The organism is Morganella psychrotolerans (genome assembly GCF_001676155.1).
Lineage (GTDB): Bacteria > Pseudomonadota > Gammaproteobacteria > Enterobacterales > Enterobacteriaceae > Morganella > Morganella psychrotolerans.
Window position 1 is genome coordinate 45489 of sequence record NZ_LZEW01000012.1, and the last position, 24970, is coordinate 70458.

The 24970-nt window shown below is 50.0% G+C and carries 19 protein-coding genes, 2 tRNA genes and 1 pseudogene; 18 read left to right on the forward strand and 4 right to left on the reverse strand.

What is annotated here, in order from left to right; all coding sequences use genetic code 11:
- Position 1 precedes the first annotated feature (1 nt).
- From folP to AYY16_RS10665, 15 genes and pseudogenes are all read left to right on the forward strand, one after another.
- Positions 2–850 carry a dihydropteroate synthase gene (gene folP, locus AYY16_RS10595; protein WP_067366037.1) on the forward strand — a complete coding sequence of 283 codons (849 nt, stop codon included), beginning with the start codon at positions 2–4 and terminating at the stop codon, positions 848–850.
- Positions 843–2177, forward strand: coding sequence for a phosphoglucosamine mutase (glmM, locus tag AYY16_RS10600; protein ID WP_067366040.1), 1335 nt, complete (start codon positions 843–845; stop codon positions 2175–2177). Before folP ends, glmM begins: the two co-directional genes overlap by 8 nt.
- Before the next feature lie 283 nt (positions 2178–2460).
- Positions 2461–2805: a preprotein translocase subunit SecG gene (gene secG, locus AYY16_RS10605; RefSeq protein WP_067366043.1), complete on the forward strand. Its 345-nt coding sequence runs from the start codon at positions 2461–2463 to the stop codon at positions 2803–2805.
- A gap of 82 nt (positions 2806–2887) precedes the next feature.
- Positions 2888–2977, forward strand: a tRNA-Leu gene (locus tag AYY16_RS10610).
- A gap of 58 nt (positions 2978–3035) precedes the next feature.
- Positions 3036–3109 (forward strand) — tRNA-Met (locus tag AYY16_RS10615).
- Positions 3110–3314: 205 nt separating this feature from the next.
- Complete coding sequence (gene rimP / locus AYY16_RS10620; RefSeq protein ID WP_067367212.1) at positions 3315–3767, forward strand: ribosome maturation factor RimP; 453 nt, start codon at positions 3315–3317, stop codon at positions 3765–3767.
- 26 nt (positions 3768–3793) lie between these two features.
- The gene (gene nusA, locus AYY16_RS10625) at positions 3794–5305 is read left to right on the forward strand and encodes a transcription termination factor NusA (RefSeq protein ID WP_067366046.1); all 1512 of its coding nucleotides are present in this window, start codon (positions 3794–3796) and stop codon (positions 5303–5305) included.
- 21 nt (positions 5306–5326) lie between these two features.
- Positions 5327–8061: pseudogene (infB, locus tag AYY16_RS10630) on the forward strand (translation initiation factor IF-2).
- 73 nt (positions 8062–8134) lie between these two features.
- Positions 8135–8545: a 30S ribosome-binding factor RbfA gene (rbfA, locus tag AYY16_RS10635; protein ID WP_067366049.1), complete on the forward strand. Its 411-nt coding sequence runs from the start codon at positions 8135–8137 to the stop codon at positions 8543–8545.
- Positions 8545–9501: a tRNA pseudouridine(55) synthase TruB gene (truB, locus tag AYY16_RS10640; protein WP_067366051.1), complete on the forward strand. Its 957-nt coding sequence runs from the start codon at positions 8545–8547 to the stop codon at positions 9499–9501. Before rbfA ends, truB begins: the two co-directional genes overlap by 1 nt.
- A 123-nt stretch (positions 9502–9624) precedes the next feature.
- Positions 9625–9894, forward strand: a complete 270-nt coding sequence (rpsO, locus tag AYY16_RS10645; protein WP_067366054.1) for a 30S ribosomal protein S15 — start codon at positions 9625–9627, stop codon at positions 9892–9894.
- Positions 9895–10122: 228 nt separating this feature from the next.
- Positions 10123–12279: a polyribonucleotide nucleotidyltransferase gene (gene pnp, locus AYY16_RS10650; RefSeq protein ID WP_067366057.1), complete on the forward strand. Its 2157-nt coding sequence runs from the start codon at positions 10123–10125 to the stop codon at positions 12277–12279.
- 122 nt (positions 12280–12401) lie between these two features.
- A complete protein-coding gene (gene nlpI, locus AYY16_RS10655) occupies positions 12402–13289 on the forward strand; it encodes a lipoprotein NlpI (protein ID WP_067366060.1) in 888 nt (295 codons plus the stop codon).
- Between the two features lie 171 nt (positions 13290–13460).
- Complete coding sequence (locus AYY16_RS10660) at positions 13461–15458, forward strand: DEAD/DEAH family ATP-dependent RNA helicase (RefSeq protein WP_067366063.1); 1998 nt, start codon at positions 13461–13463, stop codon at positions 15456–15458.
- A 182-nt stretch (positions 15459–15640) separates the two neighbouring features.
- Positions 15641–16930: a glycosyltransferase gene (locus AYY16_RS10665; protein WP_067366066.1), complete on the forward strand. Its 1290-nt coding sequence runs from the start codon at positions 15641–15643 to the stop codon at positions 16928–16930.
- On the opposite strand, the gene btsR is transcribed toward AYY16_RS10665, so the two are convergent.
- Together btsR and AYY16_RS10675 are read right to left on the reverse strand one after the other, a co-directional pair.
- Positions 16896–17609, reverse strand: a complete 714-nt coding sequence (btsR, locus tag AYY16_RS10670) for a two-component system response regulator BtsR (protein ID WP_067366068.1) — start codon at positions 17607–17609, stop codon at positions 16896–16898. The two genes, AYY16_RS10665 and btsR, sit on opposite strands and share 35 nt — an antisense overlap.
- An 18-nt stretch (positions 17610–17627) precedes the next feature.
- Positions 17628–19337 carry a sensor histidine kinase gene (locus tag AYY16_RS10675; protein WP_067366071.1) on the reverse strand — a complete coding sequence of 570 codons (1710 nt, stop codon included), beginning with the start codon at positions 19335–19337 and terminating at the stop codon, positions 17628–17630.
- A 249-nt stretch (positions 19338–19586) separates the two neighbouring features.
- Here AYY16_RS10675 and AYY16_RS10680 point away from each other — a divergent pair, with 249 nt between their 5' ends.
- Genes AYY16_RS10680 through AYY16_RS10690 form a run of 3 tightly spaced genes read left to right on the forward strand, consistent with a single transcriptional unit; the run spans position 19587 to position 22841 of the window.
- Positions 19587–20525 (forward strand): HlyD family secretion protein, encoded by a 939-nt coding sequence (locus AYY16_RS10680; protein ID WP_067366074.1) that lies wholly within the window; start codon positions 19587–19589, stop codon positions 20523–20525.
- 10 nt (positions 20526–20535) lie between these two features.
- Positions 20536–21678, forward strand: a complete 1143-nt coding sequence (locus AYY16_RS10685) for an ABC transporter permease (protein ID WP_067366077.1) — start codon at positions 20536–20538, stop codon at positions 21676–21678.
- A complete protein-coding gene (locus tag AYY16_RS10690; RefSeq protein WP_067366079.1) occupies positions 21675–22841 on the forward strand; it encodes an ABC transporter permease in 1167 nt (388 codons plus the stop codon). Before AYY16_RS10685 ends, AYY16_RS10690 begins: the two co-directional genes overlap by 4 nt.
- Positions 22842–22888: 47 nt before the next feature.
- On the opposite strand, the gene AYY16_RS10695 is transcribed toward AYY16_RS10690, so the two are convergent.
- Together AYY16_RS10695 and ubiU are read right to left on the reverse strand one after the other, a co-directional pair.
- Positions 22889–23767 (reverse strand): U32 family peptidase, encoded by an 879-nt coding sequence (locus tag AYY16_RS10695; RefSeq protein WP_067366082.1) that lies wholly within the window; start codon positions 23765–23767, stop codon positions 22889–22891.
- 14 nt (positions 23768–23781) lie between these two features.
- Entirely contained in the window at positions 23782–24777 is a 996-nt protein-coding gene (gene ubiU / locus AYY16_RS10700; protein WP_067367214.1) for a ubiquinone anaerobic biosynthesis protein UbiU, read from the reverse strand.
- Positions 24778–24970 lie beyond the last annotated feature (193 nt).

The following is a 24970-nucleotide window of genomic DNA, read 5'->3' on the forward strand; positions in this document are numbered from 1 at the left end:
TATGAAACTTACCGCACGCGGTCAGACTCTCTCCCTGGCAACACCACAGGTGATGGGGATCCTCAATGTGACTCCTGATTCATTCTCTGACGGCGGCACACACAACACGCCTGTACAAGCACTTGCACATGCCCGCCGGATGATTATGGAAGGTGCTGCAATTATTGATATCGGTGGTGAATCAACCCGCCCGGGAGCGGCAGAAGTCAGCCCTGAGCAGGAAGCAGAACGCGTAATACCTGTTGTTGAAGCGATTGCCCGCGAATCTGATGTCTGGATTTCAGTCGATACCTCTAAAGCACTGGTTATCCGTGAAGCCGCGAAAGCCGGTGCGCATATTATCAATGATATCCGCTCATTAACAGAGCCCGGAGCCCTTCAGGCAGCAGCTGTAAGCGGTTTGCCTGTCTGTGTCATGCACATGCAGGGCGAACCCCGTACAATGCAGCAGGCACCGCATTACGCGGATGTGGTGCGTGATGTTTATGCGTATCTTGATGCACAGGTGGCACGCTGCATGGCCGCCGGTATTGAAAAAAATCACATAATTCTCGATCCGGGCTTCGGTTTTGGTAAATCTTTAGCGCATAATTATCAACTGTTAGATAAATTAGACGAATTTCATAAACTGGGATTACCGGTTCTCGCCGGAATGTCACGTAAATCAATGATTGGTCAGCTGATGGATCTTCCCCCTGATGAACGGGTTGCCGGCAGTGTGGCTTGTGCGGTGATTGCCGCAATGAAAGGGGCACACATTATTCGTGTCCATGATGTAAAAGAGACTGTTCAGGCCATGAAAGTGGTGGAAGCGACCCGTTTAGCAAAGGAAAAAAACGACAATGAGTGAGCGCAAATATTTTGGTACTGATGGTATCCGCGGAAAAGTGGGCGACAGCCCGATTACCCCTGATTTTGTGCTCAAGCTGGGCTGGGCTGCCGGGAAAGTGTTGGCGCGTCATGGATCACGGAAAATCATTATCGGCAAAGATACGCGTATTTCCGGTTATATGCTGGAATCCGCCCTTGAAGCCGGACTGGCCGCGGCCGGGTTATCTGCTTCGTTCACCGGTCCTATGCCGACACCGGCAGTTGCTTATCTGACCCGCACTTTCCGCGCGGAAGCCGGTATTGTTATCTCTGCATCTCATAATCCATTTTATGACAACGGTATTAAATTTTTCTCTATCGATGGCACAAAGTTACCGGATCATGTGGAAGAAGCCATTGAAGCTGAAATGGAAAAACCGCTGACCTGTGTGGAATCTGCTGAATTAGGCCGTGCAAACCGTATTGTGGATGCCGCCGGGCGTTATATCGAATTTTGCAAAGGGACTTTCCCGAACGAACAGAGTCTGAACGGGCTGAAAATGGTGATCGACTGCGCACACGGCGCGACGTATCACATAGCACCGAATGTCCTGCGCGAGCTGGGTGCGGACGTTATTGCTATCGGCTGTGATCCTAACGGGATCAATATCAACGAAGAGTGCGGCGCGACCGATGTCCGTCAGTTGCAGGAACGTGTTATCGCTGAAGGCGCGAGTGTCGGACTGGCGTTTGATGGTGACGGTGACCGCCTGATTATGGTCGATCACCTGGGCGAAAAAGTGGATGGCGACCAGATCCTTTACATTATTGCGCGCGAAGCGTTACGTCAGGGGCAACTGCGCGGTGGTGCGGTAGGCACACTGATGAGTAACATGGGTCTGGAGCTGGCACTGAAACAACTGGGTATTCCGTTTGAGCGCGCGAAAGTCGGCGACCGCTACGTGCTGGAAAAATTGCAGGAAAAAGGCTGGCGTTTAGGTGCGGAAAACTCCGGACACATCATTTTGCTGGATAAAACCACAACCGGAGACGGTATTGTGGCGGGTCTGCAGGTACTCAGCGCCATGGTGCGCAATAATATGAGTCTGCACGACCTGTGCAGCGGTATGAAACTGCTGCCGCAGATCCTTATCAATGTCCGCTTTACCGGGCAGCACGACCCTCTGTCAGCTGACGAGGTTATCCGCGTGACGCAGGAGGTTGAAAAAGAACTGAATGGCAAAGGTCGCGTGTTGTTGCGTAAATCCGGTACAGAGCCGCTGATCCGCGTTATGGTGGAAGGTGAGGATGAAGCTCAGGTTACTGCGATGGCGAATCGTATCGCCGATGCGGTAAAGCGGGTGTAGTTTTATTACATTATTTATAATGTAATAAACCCGTAATTATTATCAGGGGTGTGAATGGTTTTGCCGGAAAAAATTATTGAGATTTTGCGCCGGCTCTGTCAGAATCTGCCCCTTGTTGTTGTTTTTTTCCGCAACTGATGCGGCAGGCTGAAAATAGACTTGCGTGTCAGCGTTTGTTTGGTTAGTATTCTGACCCGCTCAGCAAGGTAATTCATTTTGCCTGTGGGTGTGCAGATTAATACCGAATCAGTCGGTATACCGTACGGGGAACAGGTATATAGTTATGACTTTTTATACAATACTCTTGATCGTTTTTTTACTTGTTGCGATTGCCTTAGTCGGCATGGTTTTGCTGCAGCAGGGTAAAGGTGCGGACATGGGTGCTTCGTTCGGTGCAGGCGCTTCTGCAACTCTGTTTGGTTCTTCAGGCTCAGGTAATTTCCTGACCCGCACGACCGGCATTTTAGGAACACTGTTTTTTGTACTGAGTTTAGTTCTGGGCAACATGACCAGCAATAAAGTCGGAACAGGCAGCAAGTTTGATAATCTCGCTGTGCCGGCGCAGACAGAACAGAAAACAGATGTACCCGTAGCACCAGCAGCACCTAACAGCGATATTCCACGCTGATTGTTGCAGGACCGGAAAGCAGTAACGTTTTAAAAACGGGATTGATATGACACCATCAGTCAGTTCCGTCAGAGTACTCAGTGCCGAGGTGGTGAAATTGGTATACACGCTACCTTGAGGTGGTAGTGCCTACAAAACAGGCGTACGGGTTCAAGTCCCGTCCTCGGCACCATTTTTGTTTGAAGCTTGCGTTTTGCAGGTGATCGGCGTAGAATTTTTCACGTTTCGAACGCGGGATGGAGCAGTCTGGTAGCTCGTCGGGCTCATAACCCGAAGGTCGTCGGTTCAAATCCGGCTCCCGCAACCTCTTCTTAAAACGAATCGTTTTTTCCTAGGTTGATTAAATCAACAACTCTTTGAAGTTATCCCCTGATTTGGAAAAGCGATTAAGAAGTGTGAAGTATACAGGGTCCAGTTGTTGCTTAAAGCCCCGAAATTTCGGGGTTTTTTGTTATAAAACAACAGAACTACTGGGCGTTATGCCCTTTTTTTATGTCCTGGGGGTGGTCTTGTCCACATTAGAGCAGAAATTAACAGAGATGGTCACAGCACCTGTCGAAGCACTCGGTTTTGAGCTTGTCGGCCTGGAATTTATTCGTGGTCGTGTCTCAACACTGCGTATTTATATTGATAGTGATGAGGGTATCACTGTTGAAAATTGCGCGGACGTCAGCCATCAGGTCAGTGCCGTTCTTGATGTTGAAGATCCTATTACCGTCGTTTATAACCTTGAAGTGTCGTCTCCGGGTATGGAGCGTCCGTTATTTACGGCAGAGCATTATCAGCGGTTCACAGGTGAAGAAGCTAGTCTGACTTTACGTATCGCTATGCAGAACCGTCGCAGATGGCAGGGTATTATTAAAGCTGTTGACGGCGAAATGATCACGGTTACAGTGGATGGCAAAGACGAAGTGTTCGCACTTGGCAACATCCAGAAAGCTAACCTGGTACCCCACTTTTAATATAAAGTTCAAAAGAGGCAACTAGGATGAATAAAGAAATTCTGGCTGTTGTTGAGGCAGTTTCTAACGAAAAATCGCTTCCTCGTGAGAAAATTTTTGAAGCCCTGGAAACTGCACTGGCAACCGCCACTAAGAAAAAATACGAGCAGGAAATTGAAGTTCGTGTTTGTATTGACCGTAAAACCGGTGATTTCGACACTTTTCGTCGCTGGGTAGCGGTTGATGAAGTCACTCAGCCAACCCGTGAAATTACACTGGAAGCGGCTGAATATGATACGCCGGGCATCCTGCTGGGTGAATATATCGAAGATCAGATTGAATCTGTTACCTTTGACCGTATCACCACTCAGACGGCCAAGCAGGTTATCGTTCAGAAAGTCCGCGAAGCAGAGCGCGCAATGGTCGTTGACCAATTCCGCCAGCATCAGGGCGAAATCATCACGGGTGTGGTGAAGAAAGTGAACCGTGAAAACATTACGCTGGATTTAGGCAGTAATGCAGAAGCGGTTATCATACGTGAAGACATGTTACCGCGTGAAAACTTCCGCCCGGGTGACCGCATCCGTGGTGTCCTGTATGATGTTCGTCCGGAAGCCCGTGGTGCACAATTATTTGTGACCCGCTCCCGTCCGGAAATGTTGGTCGAATTATTTAAAATCGAAGTACCGGAAATCGGTGAAGAGATTATTGAAATTAAAGCGGCTGCCCGCGACCCCGGTTCCCGTGCTAAAATAGCGGTGAAAACCAACGACAAACGTATTGACCCGGTAGGGGCGTGTGTCGGAATGCGTGGTGCCCGTGTACAAGCCGTTTCCAGTGAACTGGGCGGGGAGCGGATTGATATCGTATTGTGGGATGATAATCCGGCACAATTCGTGATTAATGCAATGGCTCCGGCAGATGTTGCATCTATTGTGGTTGATGAAGATAACTGCACAATGGACGTTGCTGTGGAAAGCAGTAACCTTGCACAAGCCATTGGCCGTAACGGCCAGAATGTGCGTCTCGCTGCACAACTGCTGAAGAAACATCGCGATAATGACAAGTGGGAACTCAATGTCATGACCGCCGATGAACTTAACGCGAAACATCAGGCGGAAGCACACGCCTCCATTGAAACTTTTGTTAAGCATCTCGACATCGATGAAGATTTCGCCACCATATTAGTGGAAGAAGGTTTTTCCACACTGGAAGAACTGGTCTATGTGCCGGTCAGCGAACTGCTGGAAATCGACGGCCTCGATGAGGAAACAGTTGACGCCCTGCGTGAACGTGCAAAAGCCGTTTTAACAACGCTCGAACTGGCACAGAAAGAGAGCCAGTCAGGTGCAATACCGGCGGATGATTTGTTAAATCTTGAAGGCATGGACCGCACACTGGCATTTAGTTTGGCTTCTCGTGGTATTTGTACTCTTGAAGACCTTGCCGAACAGGGTATCGACGACCTGACTGATATTGAAGAACTGAGTGATGAGAAAGCAGGTGTTCTCATTATGGCAGCACGTAATATCTGTTGGTTTGGCGACGATGCATCTTAATTTGTAGCGGGAAGGAGCAGCATGACAGAATCAGTAAAAACACTGGCAGATGAAATTCAGACTTCAGTAGAGCGCCTGGTACAGCAATTTGCTGATGCAGGCATCGAAAAAACTGAGTCAGATAACGTCTCTCAGCAAGAAAAAGAGGCCCTGCTGGCCCATCTGAACCGTGAACAAGGCGGGGCAAGTCAGTCGGGTAAATTAACACTTCAGCGCAAAACACGCAGTACGCTGAGTGTTCCGGTAACCGGTGGTAAGAGTAAATCGGTTAATATTGAAGTCCGCAAAAAACGCACTTATGTCAACAGCGATACCGTAGAACAGGCGAAAGCCGCGGAAGAGCAGGCGCAGCGTGAAGCGGAAGAGCAGGCAAGACGCGAAGCTGAAGAACAGGCCCGTCGTGAAGCTGAAGAGAAAGCCAAACAGGACGCGAAAGCGAAACGTGACGCTGAAGAAAAGGCAAAACGCGAAGTGGCAGCAGCGCAGGCAACTGATAAAGCAGCAGAACCGGCTAAGCGTGAAGTAGCGGAAAAGAATAACGTGAAAGAAAATAAAACGAAATCAGCACCGGCTGATACACGGGAACACAGCGAGAAAGTACGTCGCGAAGCTGAGGCTGCTGAATTAAAGCGCAAAGCCGAAGAAGAGATGCAACGTAAACTGGAAGCTGAAGTAAAACGTACAACAGAAGAAACCCGTCTTCTGGCAGAACAAAATGCAGAAAAATGGTCTGCAGCTCCGGCAGGTGACGAAACCGAAAGCGCTGACTATCACACCACCACTCTGCTCACGCCCGTGAAGCTGAAGATGAAAGTGATGCGAAAGTTGAAGGTGAAAACCGCGCCCGTACCCGTCCGGTCAAAAATGTCCGCCAGAAGAAAAATAACCGCCATTCCGAGAAAGCCGATCGCGAAGAAGCCCGTGCGCAGCAGCCACGCGGTAAGAAACAGCGTAAAGGCAGTTCACTGCAGCAGAGCTTTAACAAGCCGGTTGCAGCGGTTACCCGTGATGTGGTTATCGGCGAAACCATTACTGTCGGCGAATTAGCCAACAAAATGGCAGTGAAAGGTTCCCAGGTTATTAAAACCATGATGAAGATGGGCGCTATGGCGACTATCAATCAGGTGATTGACCAGGAAACCGCACAACTGGTTGCCGAAGAAATGGGTCACAAAGTTATCCTGCGTCGTGAAAACGAGCTGGAAGAGGCGATTCTGAACGACCGTGACATGGGCGAAGTATCAACTGAGTCCCGTGCACCGGTTGTGACTATCATGGGTCACGTTGACCATGGTAAAACCTCATTACTGGACTATATCCGTTCAACGAAAGTAGCCTCCGGCGAAGCGGGTGGTATCACCCAGCATATCGGTGCTTATCACGTTAAAACGGATAAAGGCGCGATTACGTTCCTGGATACTCCGGGACACGCCGCGTTTACTTCGATGCGTGCTCGTGGTGCGCAGGCAACGGATATCGTTGTTCTGGTTGTTGCGGCAGACGATGGCGTAATGCCACAAACCGTCGAAGCTATCCAGCATGCGAAAGCCGCTGGTGTGCCGGTTGTGGTTGCGGTGAACAAAATTGATAAACCTGATTCAGATCCTGAGCGCGTAAGAAGTGAGCTGTCTCAGTACGGTATCCTTTCTGAAGAATGGGGTGGTGAAAACCAGTTCATCAGTGTTTCTGCGAAGCAGGGACTGGGTATCGATGATCTGCTTGATGCTATTCTGCTCCAGGCTGAAGTTCTGGAACTTAAAGCGGTTCGCGCAGGTATGGCCAGCGGTGTGGTTATCGAATCCTACCTTGATAAAGGTCGTGGTCCGGTTGCGACCATTCTGGTTCAGAGCGGCACCCTGAATAAGGGCGATATTGTACTGTGTGGCTTTGAATATGGCCGTATTCGTGCGATGCGCAATGAACTGGGTCAGGATGTGACTGAAGCAGGTCCTTCTATGCCGGTCGAGATTCTGGGTCTGTCCAGCGTACCGTCAGCCGGTGATGAAGCGACAGTTGTCCGTGATGAGAAGAAAGCCCGTGAAGTGGCTCTCTATCGTCAGGGTAAATTCCGTGACGTGAAACTGGCACGCCAGCAGAAATCTAAACTGGAAAACATGTTTGCGAACATGGAAAGCGGTAAGGTTTCTGAACTGAATATCGTACTGAAAACTGACGTTCAGGGTACATGTGAAGCGATTACTGAATCACTGATGAAATTGTCTACCGACGAAGTCAAAGTGAAAATTATCGGTTCCGGCGTGGGTGGTATCACCGAAACGGATGCAACACTTGCTGCGGCATCCAATGCGATTATCCTTGGCTTCAACGTTCGTGCTGATGCATCTGCACGCCGCGTAGTTGAAAGCGAAAGTGTTGACCTGCGTTATTACTCTGTAATCTATAGTCTGATTGATGAAATCAAACAGGCGATGAGCGGAATGCTGGAACCTGAGTACAGACAAGAAATTATGGGTCTGGCAGAAGTCCGCGATGTCTTCCGTTCACCTAAATTCGGCGCAATCGCCGGTTGTATGGTGACAGAGGGTAACATCAAGCGTAATAACCCAATCCGTGTTCTGCGTGACAACGTGGTTATTTATGAAGGCGAGCTGGAATCTCTGCGCCGCTTCAAAGATGACGTTGCCGAAGTCCGTAACGGAATGGAATGTGGTATCGGTGTGAAGAACTACAATGATGTCCGCCCGGGCGACATGATTGAAGTCTTCCAGGTGATTGTAGTCAAACGGACTATCTAATCGCCTGACGGTATTACAATACATGATATAATTAGGGGGCTTATAGCCCCCTTACTTTTCAGGAGATGAAACTATGGCAAGAGAATTCAGCCGGTCTCAGCGCGTTTCACAGGAAATTCAGAAAGAAATTGCGATTATCCTGCAACGCGAAATTAAAGATCCCCGTGTGGGCATGGCAACAGTATCCGGTGTCGATTTATCCCGTGATATGGCTTATGCCACTGTATTTGTTACTTTTCTGAATTTTATAGGTGAAGATCATAATTCAGAACAGGTCAAATTGGGTATCAGAGTCTTAAATGATATTTCCGGTTATATCCGCTCTCTGCTCGGGAAAGAGATGCGTTTACGCATTATCCCGGAGCTTAAATTTGAATATGACAGTTCCCTCGTCGAAGGGATGCGTATGTCCAATCTCGTTTCTGATGTGATTAAACATGACGAAGATATGCGCAAATCTGCGGACGACAAAGAGGATAACTGATGGCGCGCCGTCGTCGTGGCCGTGAAATCAACGGCATTTTTCTGCTGGATAAACCGCAGGATATTTCATCAAATGATGCTCTGCAAAAGGTCCGCCGTCTTTTTAATGCCAGCAAAGCCGGGCATACCGGGGCGTTGGATCCGCTGGCGACCGGGATGTTACCGATCTGCCTGGGCGAAGCGACTAAGTTTTCTCAGTTCCTGCTCGATTCGGATAAGCGTTACCGTGTGATTGCCCGTTTAGGGCAGCGTACAGACACCTCAGATGCGCATGGTGAGGTGATAAGTGAACGTCCGCTGACTTTCACACAGGAACAGCTTGATGTTGCTCTGGATTCATTCAGGGGCGATACCTTACAGGTACCGTCTATGTATTCAGCGCTTAAACATCAGGGTCGTCCGCTGTATGAGTATGCCCGTAAGGGGATAACCATTGAGCGCGAAGCCCGTCCGATCACGGTATATGAACTGCTGTTCATCCGCCGGGAAGGCGATGAGCTGGAGATGGAAATCCATTGCTCAAAAGGCACGTATATCCGCACGATCACTGATGATCTCGGTGAAATGCTCGGCTGTGGTGCGCATGTGATTTTCCTGCGCCGTTTACAGGTGGCAACGTATCCGGCAGAACGGATGGTTACCCTGGAGCAGTTACAGGCACTGCGCAGCAATGCCGATGAAACAGAAACCCCGCTTGAAATGGCGTTAGATCCGCTTTTGCTGCCAATGGATACCGCAGTGTCACATTTCCCGCAGGTTAATCTGACGGATGTGACGGCGGCTTATTTTAAGCAGGGACAGCCGGTACGGGCACAGCATGAGCTTGCCGCACAGACGTTAACGCGCGTGACGCAAGGGAATGATGCCGGCTTTATCGGTCTTGCGGTCATCAGTGATGAAGGATTGGTCGCACCGCGCCGTCTGGTGGTTGAACACACGCCTGAACAGGCAGAATAAGCACCGGACGCATCTTGCGTTCAGGTGCGTTGCAGCGTAGAATAGTGCGGCAATTTCCTTGAGATGCTGAATTAGAGATCGGCACTCATTTTGTTTATCAATCAATGTATATTGGAGTTTTTTATGTCTCTAAGCACTGAAGCAACAGCGAAAATTGTCGCTGATTTTGGTCGTACTGAAAACGACACCGGTTCAAGCGAAGTTCAGATCGCGCTGCTGACTGCACAGATTAACCATCTGCAAGGTCACTTCTCCGAGCACAAAAAAGATCACCACAGTCGTCGTGGTCTGCTGCGTATGGTTGCTCAGCGTCGTAAGCTGCTGACCTACCTGAAGCGTAAAGATTTAGCCGGCTATACCTCGATTCTTGAGCGTCTTGGTCTGCGTCGCTAATCCGACAAGTTTCAGTGGAAAGGGGCCGAAGATGGCCCCTTTTCTTCTGAAAGCGGTATATCCCGCTGTTATCCGCTTACAACGACTCTTTAAATACAGCGATTCGCGCGACTAATGACAGCGCTTTCCGGCAAACGGAAAAGGTTGTCATTAGTCGCGAGGATGTATCTGAAGAGACCATTTCAACGCTTGCCCCTGCCGGGGTGAGAGACCCAGAAGGATATTATTTTGTTAAATCCGACAATTCGTAAATTCCAGTATGGTCAGCACTCTGTCACTATCGAAACCGGTATGATGGCTCGCCAGGCGACAGCTGCTGTTATGGTTAATATGGACGACACCGCGGTATTCGTTACCGTTGTCGGCCAGAAAAAAATGAAACCGGGCCAGGACTTCTTCCCGCTGACGGTTAACTATCAGGAGCGTACTTACGCAGCCGGCCGTATTCCGGGAAGTTTCTTCCGTCGTGAAGGCCGTCCGGGCGAAGGCGAAACACTGATCGCGCGTCTGATTGACCGTCCGTTACGTCCTCTGTTCCCTGAAGGTTTCCTGAACGAAGTTCAGATTATCGCAACCGTTGTTTCTGTTAACCCGCAGGTTAATCCTGATGTGGTGGCAATGATTGGTGCTTCTGCGGTACTGGCACTGTCCGGTATTCCGTTTAATGGCCCGATTGGCGCAGCGCGCGTTGGTTTTATCAATGACCAGTATGTGCTGAACCCGACGACTGATGAGCTGGCTGTAAGCCGCCTGAACTTAATCGTTGCCGGTACCAAAGGTGCTGTGCTGATGGTTGAGTCAGAAGCTGAGCTGATGACTGAAGAACAAATGTTAGGCGCAGTTGTATTTGGTCATGAACAACAACAAGTTGTTATCGACAACATCAATGCATTAGCAGCAGAAGTCGGTAAAGACAAATGGGACTGGCAGGCAGAGCCTGTTAATCAGGTACTGCACGACCGTGTGGCTGAGCTGTCTGAAAAAGCCCTGGGTGATGCTTACCTTATCACTGAAAAACAAGAGCGTTATGCTCAGGTTAATATCATTAAAGATACAACCATCAGTGCACTGGAGCAGGATTATACTGCGCGCGGCGAAGAGCTGACCAGCGAACTGAAACATGAAGTGTCTGATATCCTGGCAGCGGTTGAGAAATCAGTCGTCCGTACCCGTGTTCTGAACGGTGAACCGCGTATCGATGGCCGTGAAAAAGACATGGTTCGTGCGCTGGATGTCCGTACCGGTCTGCTGCCACGTACCCACGGTTCTGCACTGTTCACCCGTGGTGAAACACAGGCGCTGGTTACTGCAACACTGGGTACTGCGCGTGATGCACAGACTCTCGACCAGGTTATGGGCGAGTACACTGATACCTTCTTATTCCATTACAATTTCCCTCCGTACTGCGTAGGTGAAACTGGTATGGTCGGTTCGCCTAAGCGTCGTGAAATTGGTCACGGTCGTCTGGCAAAACGCGGCGTGCTGGCTGTTATGCCATCAGCCGAAGAATTCCCGTACACCATCCGTGTGGTATCTGAAATTACAGAATCCAACGGTTCTTCTTCTATGGCATCAGTTTGTGGTGCGTCTCTCGCACTGATGGACGCCGGTGTTCCGATTAAATCAGCTGTTGCGGGTATCGCAATGGGTCTGGTTAAAGAAGATGACAAATACGTTGTTCTGTCTGATATCCTCGGTGATGAAGATCACCTCGGCGACATGGATTTCAAAGTGGCAGGTAGCCGCGACGGGATCAGTGCTCTGCAGATGGATATCAAAATCGAAGGTATCACCAGCGAAATCATGCAGGCAGCTCTGAACCAGGCTAAAGGTGCGCGTCTGCACATCTTGGGTGTCATGGAACAGGCTATCAATTCACCACGCGCTGATATTTCTCAGTTCGCACCACGCATTCACACCATCAAGATCAGTCCGGACAAAATCAAGGATGTGATCGGTAAAGGTGGTTCTGTTATCCGTGCGCTGACTGAAGAAACCGGTACAACTATCGAAATCGAAGATGACGGTACGGTGAAAATTGCTGCAACTGATGGCGACAAAGCGAAAATGGCTATCCGCCGCATTGAAGAAATTACCGCAGAAGTTGAAGTCGGTCGTATCTACAGTGGTAAAGTTGTACGTATCGTTGATTTCGGTGCGTTCGTTGCTATCGGCGGCGGCAAAGAAGGTCTGGTGCATATTTCTCAGATCGCAGACAAGCGCGTTGAAAAAGTGTCAGATTATTTACAGATGGGCCAGGAAGTTCCGGTTAAAGTACTGGAAATCGACCGTCAGGGTCGTATTCGCCTGAGCATGAAAGAAGCGGTCAGCGAAGATGCTGCACCTGCCTCTGATGCAACCCCTGATATGAATAACGCTGAATAAAATTTGACGTAAGGCATGGCGTCCTGTAAAAAGGGCGCCATTCGGCAAAAAAGCAAAAATGCACTCGGTTATTGTCAGTCAGAGGATTTTCCTTTAAAAGGATCTGACTTCGGGAGTAGGAAATGAATTTTTTTCTGCGTTGGTGGAGCATTGCGGCTATACTTTTTATCGCAGGATGTAGCGGCGGTAAAAATTGGCACCTTCGGGAGCCTCTTGCGGTACCCTTGCAACCATCTTTACAGCAGGAAGTGATCCTCGCCCGTATGGAGCAAATCCTGGCAAGCCGGTCATTGACTGAGGACGAATACGCCCAGCTGCTTTATCAGCGTGGTGTGTTGTATGACAGCCTTGGATTGCAGGCATTGGCACGTAATGATTTTACCGTTGCGTTATCAATGCGTCCGGATATTCCGGAGATATTTAATTACCTGGGCATTTATTTTACGCAGGCGGGCAACTTTGATGCGGCCTATGAAGCGTATGATTCTGTATTAGAGCTTGATCCAACTTATAACTACGCGCGTATGAATCGCGGTATCGCTCTGTATTACGGGGGCCGGTATCCGGTAGCGCGGGATGATCTGCAGGCGTTTTATCAAGATGATCCAAACGATCCGTTTCGCTCGCTGTGGCTCTATCTGGTCGACAAAGAGATAGATCCGAAGAAAGCACTGGCTGATTTACGCCAGCGCTATGAACAGGCGAAAGGCGGACAATGGGGCTGGAATATTGCTGAATTCTATCTGGGTGACATCAGTGAAAAAACACTGCTGGCACGCGTCGCAGAATTCTCAACGGATAACACTTCGCTCGCTGAACATCTCAGTGAAACCTACTTCTATTTAGGTAAATATTACCTAAGTCTGGGGGATACGGATAGCGCTGAAACGCTATTCAAGCTGACGGTTGCCAACAACGCACACAGTTTTGTTGAGCACCGCTACGCATTGTTGGAATTAGCTCTGTTAGGTGATGAAGAACAGGACCTGACGGATTCAGATCCACAATAGCTACGAACAAACTTCAACCCATTTTTTTTCACCATCGCTGATGTGATGGGGGGATTATTTGTTCGTTTAATAATCTTATTTGAGCCAGTTCACACTTTTAAATGAAAACAACCGACATGCGTTCCAAAGGGTTGTGTAGACTGGCCGCCATTTTGTATGAGGCACCTTTACATGACTACTGAGACTGAACTCTCTTTTGCTGAAATTGGTTTATCAGCTGATCTTTTGACTGCACTGGATGATCTGGGCTACGAGAAACCGTCCCCAATCCAGCAAGAATGTATTCCACACTTACTCGCCGGCCGTGATGTTTTGGGTATGGCTCAGACGGGGAGTGGTAAAACGGCGGCATTTGGCCTGCCATTACTGCACAATATTGATGCATCACTGAAAGCGCCACAAATCCTGGTGCTGGCACCGACCCGCGAATTAGCGGTTCAGGTTGCAGAAGCATTTACTGATTTTTCAAAACACATGCGTAACGTTAACGTGGTTGCCCTGTACGGCGGCCAGCGCTATGACGTGCAGTTACGTGCCCTGCGTCAGGGACCACAGATTGTTGTCGGTACACCGGGCCGTCTGCTGGATCACTTAAAACGCGGCACATTAGATTTATCCAAACTGAAAGGTCTGGTTCTGGACGAAGCAGATGAAATGCTGCGTATGGGCTTCATCGAAGATGTTGAAACCATCATGAGTCAGATCCCTGCGAATCACCAGACTGCACTGTTCTCTGCAACAATGCCGGAAGCGATTCGTCGTATTACCCGTCGTTTCATGAAAGATCCGCAGGAAGTACGCATTCAGAGCAGTGTAACAACCCGTCCGGACATCAGCCAGAGCTACTGGACTGCATTCGGTGCGCGTAAAAGTGAAGCACTGGTACGTTTCCTGGAAGCAGAAGATTTTGATGCGGCGATTATCTTCGTCCGTACCAAAAATGCGACCCTGGAAGTGGCTGAAAGCTTAGAGCGCAGCGGCTACAACAGTGCGGCACTGAACGGTGATATGAATCAGTCACTGCGTGAGCAGACACTGGAGCGCCTGAAAGATGGTCGTCTGGATATCCTGATCGCAACGGACGTTGCCGCCCGTGGTCTGGATGTTGAGCGTATCAGCCTGGTTGTTAACTATGACATCCCTATGGATGCAGAGTCTTATGTTCACCGTATCGGCCGTACCGGTCGTGCAGGTCGTGCGGGTCGTGCACTGCTGTTCGTGGAAAACCGCGAACGTCGTCTGCTGCGCAACATTGAACGCACCATGAAGCTGACTATTCCTGAGGTTGAATTACCAAATGCAGATCTGATTGGTCAGCGCCGTCAGGCTAAATTTGCTGAAACTATCCGCAGACAACTGGAAAGCAGTGATCTGGATCAGTACCGTGGTCTGCTGAAAAAACTGGTTTCATCTGAAGGTGATGAGACTGAAGTTGATATCGACATGGAAACACTGGCTGCAGCGCTGCTGAAAATGGCTGAAGGTGAGCGCAAGCTGATTCTGCCGGCAGACGCACCGCGTCGTCCGCGTCGTGAATTCAATGACCGCAATGACCGCAATGACCGTGGTGATGATCGTCGTCGTGGTGATCGTAATGACCGCGGTGGCGATCGCAATGACCGTGGTAGCGATCGTTTCAGCGACCGTGCTGCGGCTGATCGTGGCGCATCTGCACCACGTCGTGAACGTCGTGACGTTGGCGATATGGAGCTGTACCGTATTGAAGTGGGCCGTACAGATGGTGTTGAAGTTCGTCATATCGTGGGCGCGATTGCTAACGAAGGTGATATTAACAGCCGTTATATCGGTAACATCAAACTGTTTGATACGCACTCAACTATCGAACTGCCGAAAGGCATGCCAACTGATATGTTGCAGCACTTTATCCGTACCCGTGTCATGAACAAACCAATGAACATGACATTAGTTGGTGATGCGAAACCATTTACCCGTGAGCGTCGCCCTGGCGGCAGCACTGGTGGTAATGGCGGAAACGCAGGTAACGGCGGCCGCAGCTTCGGTGGTGGAAATCGTCGCGAAGGCGGTTCTGATCGTCCGGCAGCTGACCGTGGTAATGGCGAGCGCCGCAGCGTCCGTCGTGATGAAGGCGGCAGTGCCGCTCCGCGTCGTCGCAGCAGCAGCAGCAGTAACGGCAGCAACAATGCATAATTGATTCTCTGAATCATAAAAAGCCCGGCAGGAGTATCTCCGCCGGGCTTTTTTTTATATCTGTTACATATTGTATTTTGAAAATTACATTAAATTAATTAATGTTATCGTAGAGAACCTTTTCTCACCGAGCCTGCATAATGGCCACTATTTTGCTTGCTGCCGTTCCCACACCGGGACATATGAACCCATTGATCACCATCGGTACATGGCTGACTGTGCATCATTCAGTGCTGTTTTATACCCCGTCATGTTTCAGTGAAGCGGTAATAGCCGCAGGAATGACGCCTGTTCATGATGACAGTACCCGGTTTGATTATCGTGCTGTAGAGCACAGTTCTGTCGACTGGAATGCTGAATCCGACAGCGATTACAATACCGCGCAATTTATTAATGCAATGATTGATCATGATCTTATTAACCAGTTTAACCAGTTTAACCAGTTAGTAACGGTTATTGCAGAACAGAAAGTTGACCTTATGATTTTTGACAATATGTTTTACACGGCGTCACTACTGCTTAATGAAACAGCAAGGTATATTCCGCCGGTAATGATTATTGGTGTCACGCCGTTGCCGTGTTCGGCGCCGGATTCTCATTATTGGGGGGCCCGTCTGCCACCGGAGATTACAGATTCATTATTCGGGAAATTATCATTGCGTCAGATACGGGTACAGCAGCGTATTGCGGAGACAGAATCAAAGCTGCAGCGGGTATGCCATCAGCTCGGTCAGCCACTGATAAGCGGTCATTATAACGATTTTCTTCTGCATCAGGCAGACGCATGGCTGCATCTGTCAGTCAGGGAATTTGAGTTTATTCCCCGAATATTGCCTGAAAATATAAAGTTTATCGGGCCGTTGCCGGTAACAGGGAGAGGCTGTACGCCTGATAATATGATCCGCTGGCCGGTTCGTTATCAGTCATTACCGCTGGTGATAGTAACCCAGGGGACACTTGATACTGCAGATTTTTCGGCACTTATTGAACCTTGTCTGCGACTACTGAAAAAGAAACCTGTCAGAGTGCTGGCTGTGACAGGCAGGCGTCCGGCAACGGATATCAGGATAGCATTGCCGGATAATGTGTGCGTTGCAGAATATATTGATTTATCTGTCTGGTTACCGCAGACCTGCCTGCTTGTCGCGTACGGAGGATACGGTATTGTCAATATTGCACTGAAATATGGCGTACCTGTATTGGGTGTCAGTGACGGGGAAGGGAAAGCAGAGACATTATGCCGCTTGTTATGGAGCCGCTGCGGACTGGCGCTATTTTCCCGAACCCCGGACGAGGAGGAATTAATGCAGGGTCTGAACAAAATTCTGACAGAACAGCATTATATGCTGTACAGCGGGGTGATGCAGACACTGTATCAGCGTTGTAACCCGCAGGCAGCAGTACTGGATACAGTTCAATTGCTGACGGAGAAAACGGCTAAATCAGCCCCAGAGCTTCCTTCAGAGGTTTGAGATAGCGGCGGCTGACCGGGATAGCCTCTCCGTTACTCAGGATAAGCTCTGCCTGGCTGTTATCGCCCAGCAGGATTTCCCGCAGCCGGGTCAGATTAACCAGATACTGACGATGGCAGCGCAGCAGCGGAGTCCGGGTTTCAAGGGTGCGCAGCGTCAGTTCAGTAAAGCCTTCCTGCCCTTGTGCGCTTACCACAAACACACCACTGATACGCGAATTCACATACACCACATCTTCAACCGGCATCAGCCAGATACGATTATGTCCGCTGCATGGAATATAGCGTAGCTGCTCCGTCTGCCCGGGTAATTCTGCCGGACGAACCTGTCCCTGGCGCAGGCGGTTCAGGGTTTTATCCAGCCGCTCTTTTTCCACCGGTTTAAGCAGATAATCAAAGGCATCTTCCTCAAACGCCTGCAAGGCATACTCTTCAAAGGCGGTCAGAAAAACAATTGCCGGGCGGTGACCGGGATCAAGCATACCCACCATCTCCAGACCGGTGACGCGCGGCATCTGAATATCCAGAAATACCACATCCGGTTTAAGACGATGGATTTTACCTATCGCATCAATGGCATTGGTGCATTCACCCAGAATATGGATGTCAGGATGCGCATCAAGCAATAAACGCAGATTTTCACGGGCCAGCGGTTCATCATCAACAATTAAAACATTCATTGTGTCATTATCATTTTTTTAGTTATCAGGCGGCACAGTGGTACCTGCCGATGAATCGAGAGGTAAGGTCAGCGTAATCGTTGTTTGTACTTCGGGCACACAGTGAACACTAAGACCGTACTGCTTACCATAGCGGACTTTGATGCGTTTATCGACCAGGCTCATCCCCAGTCCGTCGCTTATTCCGTCCGGACAGTACAGCCCGGCGTTGTCAGTGATACTGACGACAAGAAGAGGACCTTCTGTATGCGCTGTCAGGGTAATTTTTCCCTGCTCAAATATCTGTGATGTACCGTGTTTTATTGCATTTTCGACGATAGGCTGCAAAGAAAAGACCGGCAGTCTGGTATGTTTTAATGTATCGGGGATGGCTATCTCCACGCACAGTTGCTCGCGAAAACGGGCTTTCTCTATTTGTAAGTAAGCATTCACATGCTCAATTTCGGCTGCCAGTGTCGCAATTTCACCCGGACGCTTTAAATTTTTACGGAAGAATGTCGAGAGATTCTGAACCAGGCTTCCGGCCTGTTCTGCATCTCTGCGGATCACTGCCTGAAGCGTATTCAGGGCATTAAACAGGAAATGTGGATTCACCTGTGCATGCAGCAGTTTTACCTCTGTCTCCAGTAGTGATTGCTTACTCCGTTCAAACTGCCCGGCGAGAATTTGTGCTGATAACAGGCTGGCTATCCCTTCACCCAGCGTCCGGTTTATGGAGCCGAACAGACGGTTTTTGACTTCATACAGCTTGATGGTACCCACCACCTGATTGTTCTCTCCGGTAAGCGGGATAACCAGGGTGGAGCCGAGTTTGCAGTGCGGGTTAATCGAGCAGCAATAAGGCATTTCATTACCGTCCGCATAAACCACTTCATTGTTGATAATAGCCTGGCGGGAGTAGGGGGAAGCAATAGGCGTACCCGGCAGATGGTGATCATCACCGACACCAATGAATGCCAGCAGTTTTTCTCTGTCAGTGATCGCCACGGCGGCAACATTCAGTTCATCATACAGAACCTGTGCCACCTGGCGGCTGTTGGTTTCATTAAACCCCTGGCGTAGTATGCCGTCAGTACTGATCGCCAGTTTCAGCGCCCGGGCGGAAAACGCACTGGTGTATTTTTCAAAAATGGCGCGTCTGTCCAGAAGAATACGGATAAACATGGCGGCACCAATGGTATTGGCGATAATCATCGGCGCGGCAATATCTTTTACCAGGTTCAATGCTTCATTAAACGGGCGGGCGAGTAACAGAATAATCGCCATCTGCGCCAGCTCGGCGATAAAAGTGACACCCGCTGCCGTCCAGGGATTAAATAATTTATTGATTTGCCCGCGCTTCATATAGTAGCGGTGAACCAGCCCGCCAATCAGCCCCTCCACGATGGTGGAAATCATACAGCTGAACGCGGTCATTCCGCCGAGGGAATAACGGTGCAGTCCGCCGGTAAAACCCACTAACAGCCCGACTGACGGACCACCAAGCAGCCCGCCGAGTACGGAGCCGATGGCCCGGGTATTGGCGATTGAGTCATTGATATTCAGTCCGAAATAGGTGCCCATGACACAGAAAACGGAAAAAATCAGGTAGCACATCAGTTTATGCGGCAGGCGGACGGTGACTTGCAACACCGGCAGCACCAGGGGCGTTTTACTGAGTACCCAGGCGATGACCAGATACACACACATCTGCTGGAGTAGCAGGAAAATCAGATTAGGATCATACATTTCGCTGTCAGATTACTCGTCCGGGAAAGATTATTTGTAACTAACTGAGATTTTATATCAAAAGTAGTTGTACAGCCGGGGGGTAAGGTTAATATTATTGCTTATATATTGTGATCCGGCGCACAAATATCTTAACGGTTTGCCGGAAAATCAGTGATACTGACGTGTTTCCCTTCTGGTAGTTTCTGGCGTGATAATTAAGGTCGAAATTAATAATGAAAAAAAAGAACCATTTTCCTGATCCTTCTGATGTTGGTACTGATTGCAATGGCGGCACTTTTCCGCGCGCATAACCAGTATCTTTTATTGCAGGGAGAAGTTGATGCGCCTGAAGTCATTGTTGCTTCTAAAGCAAAAGGGCGCGTAATTGACCGGCTGATTGAACGTGGTGATGATGTGAAGCAAGGGCAGGCACTAATCCGCCTGGTCAGCCCGGAGCTTGATGCTCAGATTGCATCATTGGTGGCAGCGCGTGATCAGGCGCAGGCGCAGTTAACCGAGTCTCTGAACGGCACCCGTGAAGAAAGTGTCCGTAACTACGCCGCACAATTGGCACAGGCTCAGGCCGAACTGGCAAATGCACAGCGGGATTTTCAGCGCATGAGCAGTATGTCCGGCAAGGGATATGTCTCAAAAACCGAGCTGGACCAGTCACGCCGTGCGCGTGATGTGGCACAGCAACGCGTACTGGCGGCTAAAGCGCAGCTTGATCAGGCAAAAAATGGTGACCGGAGCGAGCAGCGCCAGCGCTATGAAGCCGCACTGCGTCAGGCAGAACAAAAACTGGCTGAACTGAAAGTACAGCAGGATGAATTAACCGTGACAGCCCCTGTGACCGGGGAAATTGGTCCGATACCGGCAGAAATTGGTGAATTATTTAACGCCGGCAGCCCGTTGGTGACGATCATCCGTCTTCCGGAAGCCTATTTTGTTTATAACCTGCGGGAAGATATCCTGGCGAATGTGAAGAAAGGCGACAAAATCACGCTTACGGTTCCTGCCCTGAATAATCAGGAAATTGAAGCTGAAATCCGCTATATCGCGCCGATGGGGGACTACGCTACTAAACGTGCCACCCGTGCCACCGGGGATTTTGACCTGAAAACCTTTGAGGTCCGCCTGTACCCGGCGGAGCCGGTTGACGGGTTAAGACCGGGAATGAGCTCATTATGGCGCTGGGATAAATAAGGTTGCTGTGATGAGATTCCCGTCAATCTGGCGCGGCTTTCGCAGCGCTTTTTCACAAGAAACACGCCAGGCTATCCGCAGCCCGGTTTTTCACTGGCTGAGCTGGCTGTTTCCGCTGATTCTGTTTACGCTCATCAGCGCAAACTTTTCGGAAGGTACATTACTGAACCTGCCGGTTTCGGCTGTTGATTATGACCACAGCCCGTTATCACGCACGCTGGTGCGTAATCTGAATGCGGGCTCTCACGCCAGTGTCACGCCGCATGATGATCCGTCTGTCGCACTGGAGCGGATAGGCAGCGCGGAAGATTACGCCATGCTGATGATCCCCGCACGCTTTGAAAGTGATGTATTATCCGGGAAACAACCGACAGTCAGGATGTATTACAATGCGCTGTTTTATGCCTCCGGCAGCTATGCTATTCAGGATTTCAGCGGGCTGATTACAGAACTGAATGCGCAGTACCGCGCCACACTTGCCACAGAGATGGGAAAAACCGTACCAAGGCTCGCGCAGGTGACAATGACCTATGACAGCCTGTTTAATGCCAGCGGCAGTTACATTTATTATCAGCAGTTTGCGGCGACTATCCATATGCTGCAATTATTTGTGGTCACTCTCACTATCTACAGTATGTCACGCGGAACTATGCTGTTATCGATTAAGCCTCTGTTCAGCGGTGTGCTCGGGAAACTGGCGCCTTATACTTTTTTCTTTACCACCCTCCTGATGATTGAACTCGCCGCACTGGTCACATTTTCCGGTGCGAAAATGGCAGGTAACCCATTGTATATGTTACTTATCGGTTTCTTCTATGTGATGGCGGCACAGAGTGTCGGGCTATTGCTGTATACCTTCACCAGTAATGCAATTATGGCTTACAGTATGATCGGGATGCTGGTGAGTATCGCGATGGCCTTCTCCGGGATGGCGGTGCCTGAGCTGTCGATGATTTTACCGGCGCGGATTATCTCTAATCTTGAGCCGCTGACCCATGCCCTTAACGCGATGTTTGATATCTTCCTGCGCGAAGTATCATTGCAGCATATTTTGTATGTTTGTTCGGTATTGCTGATTTATCCGGTGGTGAGTGCGTTCTTTGTTCGTAACCGACTGCCTAAACGGCTGGCATTGCAGGGAGGTGCGGCGTGAAACTCTACTTTCAGACCTTCGTGAAAGTTCTGCTCGGGATGCTGGCAAAACCCATGTGGATGCTGCTGGTGGTATCACTCTGTGTTATGAGTCTGGTGTATATCCGCCCTGTATTGTGGGATTTGCCGGTTGCTGTAATAGACCGGGATCACTCTGCTGCCAGCCGCTCACTTATCCGCGATCTTGATGCAACCGCAAAAGTAGAATTACACAGTTACGATAATCTCAATACCGCACGGCAGGATATGATAATGCGTGAGTTATTCGCCATTATTATCATTCCGGCAGATTTCGAAAAGAATGTCCTTCAGGGTAAAAATATCACTGTACCGGTCTTCGGGGATGCGACAAACCGCCTCGCCAGCGGGCAGATCCAGCAGGAACTGGGTAAGGCGTATCAGGAATTACTGGCGGGTTATAATACGCGGATTTTACAGAATGCCGGATACAGCCCGGAGCAGGCATCACTGATTATCTCGCCGATTCAGGCAGAGACAGTAGCGATGTATAACCCGGGCGTCAGTTTTGCGGCGATTGTTTTTCCGGGTTTGCTGGTGATGTTATTGCAGCACTCCCTGCTGATTGCCTGTGTGCGGGTCAGTATCGCGGTGCGCGGCACTCCGAAAGGCAAACCTCCGCTGGCGGTCTATCTCGGCGCTCTGAGCGCGCTGCTGCCGATATGGCTGTTTCTCTCGACCGTCTTCTTTGCACTCTGGCCGTGGGTGCTGGGTTACCGCCAGGAAGCGCCGATGTATGAACTGTGGTTGCTGACCTTCCCGTTCCTGCTGGCAGTGCTCGGGCTGGGGAAACTGGTGACAGAATGCCTGCGCAGCGTGGAGATGATTTACCTGACGCTGGCATTTGTCACCACGCCGGTGTTTTACATGTCGGGGACTATCTGGCCATTACAGGCGATGCCGGAATGGGTGCGTTTTATTGCCTCGGCGCTGCCGTCCACCTGGGCGACAAAAGCCATCGCGGGGATTAACCAGCTTGATTTGCCGTTCAGCAGTGTGCAGGGCGATATCATTATGATGCTGGTGCTGGGGATTATTTACACGGTGACTGGTGTGTTTGTCGGCATGCTGCGCGACGGCGAACTGCGGCATCTGACCCATACATTGCGGCGGGTATTCCGGCGGAAAAATAAGAAATCAGTATGATTTCAACCCCTGCAATTCAGATAAATGCAGGGGCTTTTACTTTATGTTTATTCCACCAATTCAAGACCTGCAATATTGCGCCAGTAGCCGTTACAGTCTTGTGCCTGTGTCAGATCCAGCGGCTGTGTGCCGTCCCGGTTGTGGCGGAAATCGTCGATAACGGCGATATCTTCCGGGGCATCAGGTGAAATGCGCACAATATCCACTAATCCCTGCATTGAACGCAGATCGTTACCGAGGTTATAACAGTAGCCGCTCTGGGTCTGTGTGCCGTTGAGCACAAAGACCTGCTGATTTTCCTGTGAGAGAACCTTGCGCCCCTGCGGATACTTAATACAGCAGGTTTCACATTCATCTTTACCGCGGTTTTCTGAACGCGCCGTGAAACAGCGGGCGGAATAGGCCAGTGGCAGGTGTCCGTAGCTCATCACTTCCACTTCGAATTTATCGCGGATCCCCAGCTCGTCGCATTGCTTCAGCAAATTAACCAGCCAGTCGCGGGATAACTCAACCGGCATACACCAGCGCATCATGCCCTGTTTTTGCAGGATTTTCAGTGCCGGGGCGTTATAACAGTTCAGTCCGTGTCCTGCCACAAAAGGCAACCCGCGCTCATGCAGCATGTTAATCACACCAAAATCATGGGCTTCCAGCATAAACTCGCCGTTATCCACCAGTTTGGTTATCTCTTTCAGTTCAGAAGGCGCCTGGAGCATTGCCAGGGTGGAAATCACCACCTGTTTGCCGCTTTTCGCCACCGTTTTGGCGAGATCTATCCAGTTATCCGGCTTCATTTCCCGGCGCTTGCTGCACACGGTTTCCCCGAGATAGATGATATCGGCACTGCTTTGTGCGGCCTGCTGATAAAACTGCTCCAGTGTCGCGTTCGGCCAGTAATAGAGGACTGAACCTAATGAAAATTGCATTGTTTTTCTCCCCGTTACTGCCATTTGCGGTGATAAGCGCCGAGTGTGGTCTGACGCCCTTCAGACATACTGCCCAGCGCCTGCATCCAGGCAGCATCCGGGGCATAATTTTCCGGGTCAGCTTTACAGCGATCTATCGCCTGGCGCCAGACTTTCGCCACGTCAGTGACATACGCCGGACTGCGCTGACGACCCTCAATTTTCACGGAGGCAATATTTGCCGCCATCAGTTCCGGCAGTAATTCCAGTGTATTCAGGCTGGTTGGTTCTTCGAGGGCATGATAAGGCTTGCTGTCCACACAGTAGCGGCCTTTACACAGCGTCGGATAACCGGCGTTTTCATCAGCACCGTAGCGGTCAATCAGCACATCATTGAGGCGGGATTCCAGCCCCTGCGGGGTCTCCTGCCAGCGGACAAATCGTGCCGGTGAACAGGCACCGACCGTATTCGGTGATTCGCCGGTCAGGTAGGAAGAGAGATAACAGCGGCCTTCCGCCATAATACAGAGGCTGCCGAAAGCAAAGACTTCCAGCGGCACCGGACTGGTACGGGCGAGTTGTTTTACCTGCTGAATGGAGAGCACACGCGGCAGTACAATGCGGTGGACGGCAAAATTGCGCTGATAGAAGCGGATAGCTTCGGTATTCGTGGCAGACGCCTGAACGGAGACATGGCGCTCAATATGCGGATAGCGCTCTGCGGCATATTCGAGCATTGAGATATCTGCAAGGATCAGTGCGTCGGCACCCAAATCGGCTGCCATATCCACGGCGCGCTGCCAGCGGCTGAATCCGTCCGGATGTGCAAAGGTATTAATCGCAATATGCAGATGGCGCTGATGGCGGTGAACATACTCCACCGCCTGTTCGAGTTTTTTTTCAGTAAAATTCAGACCGGCGAAATGACGGGCATTGGTATCATCTTTTAAACCGATATAAACCGCATCTGCGCCATTATCGACGGCGGCTTTCAGTGCGGGTAAGTTACCGGCGGGACACAACAGTTCCATGGTGAGACTCTCAGACTGAATAATAAAATGATCAGAAATTGTAAATGGCAGGCTAAAAAAGGTATTGACCTGAGGCAGGTTAGTGAACAATTTGTCGCAAAAAATAATACCGTTTTCGTGCATAAAGGCGGAATCTTGTCTGCCGTCTGCCTGCAATTCGAATGACGTTGGGTATATAATTGAGTGAATAATG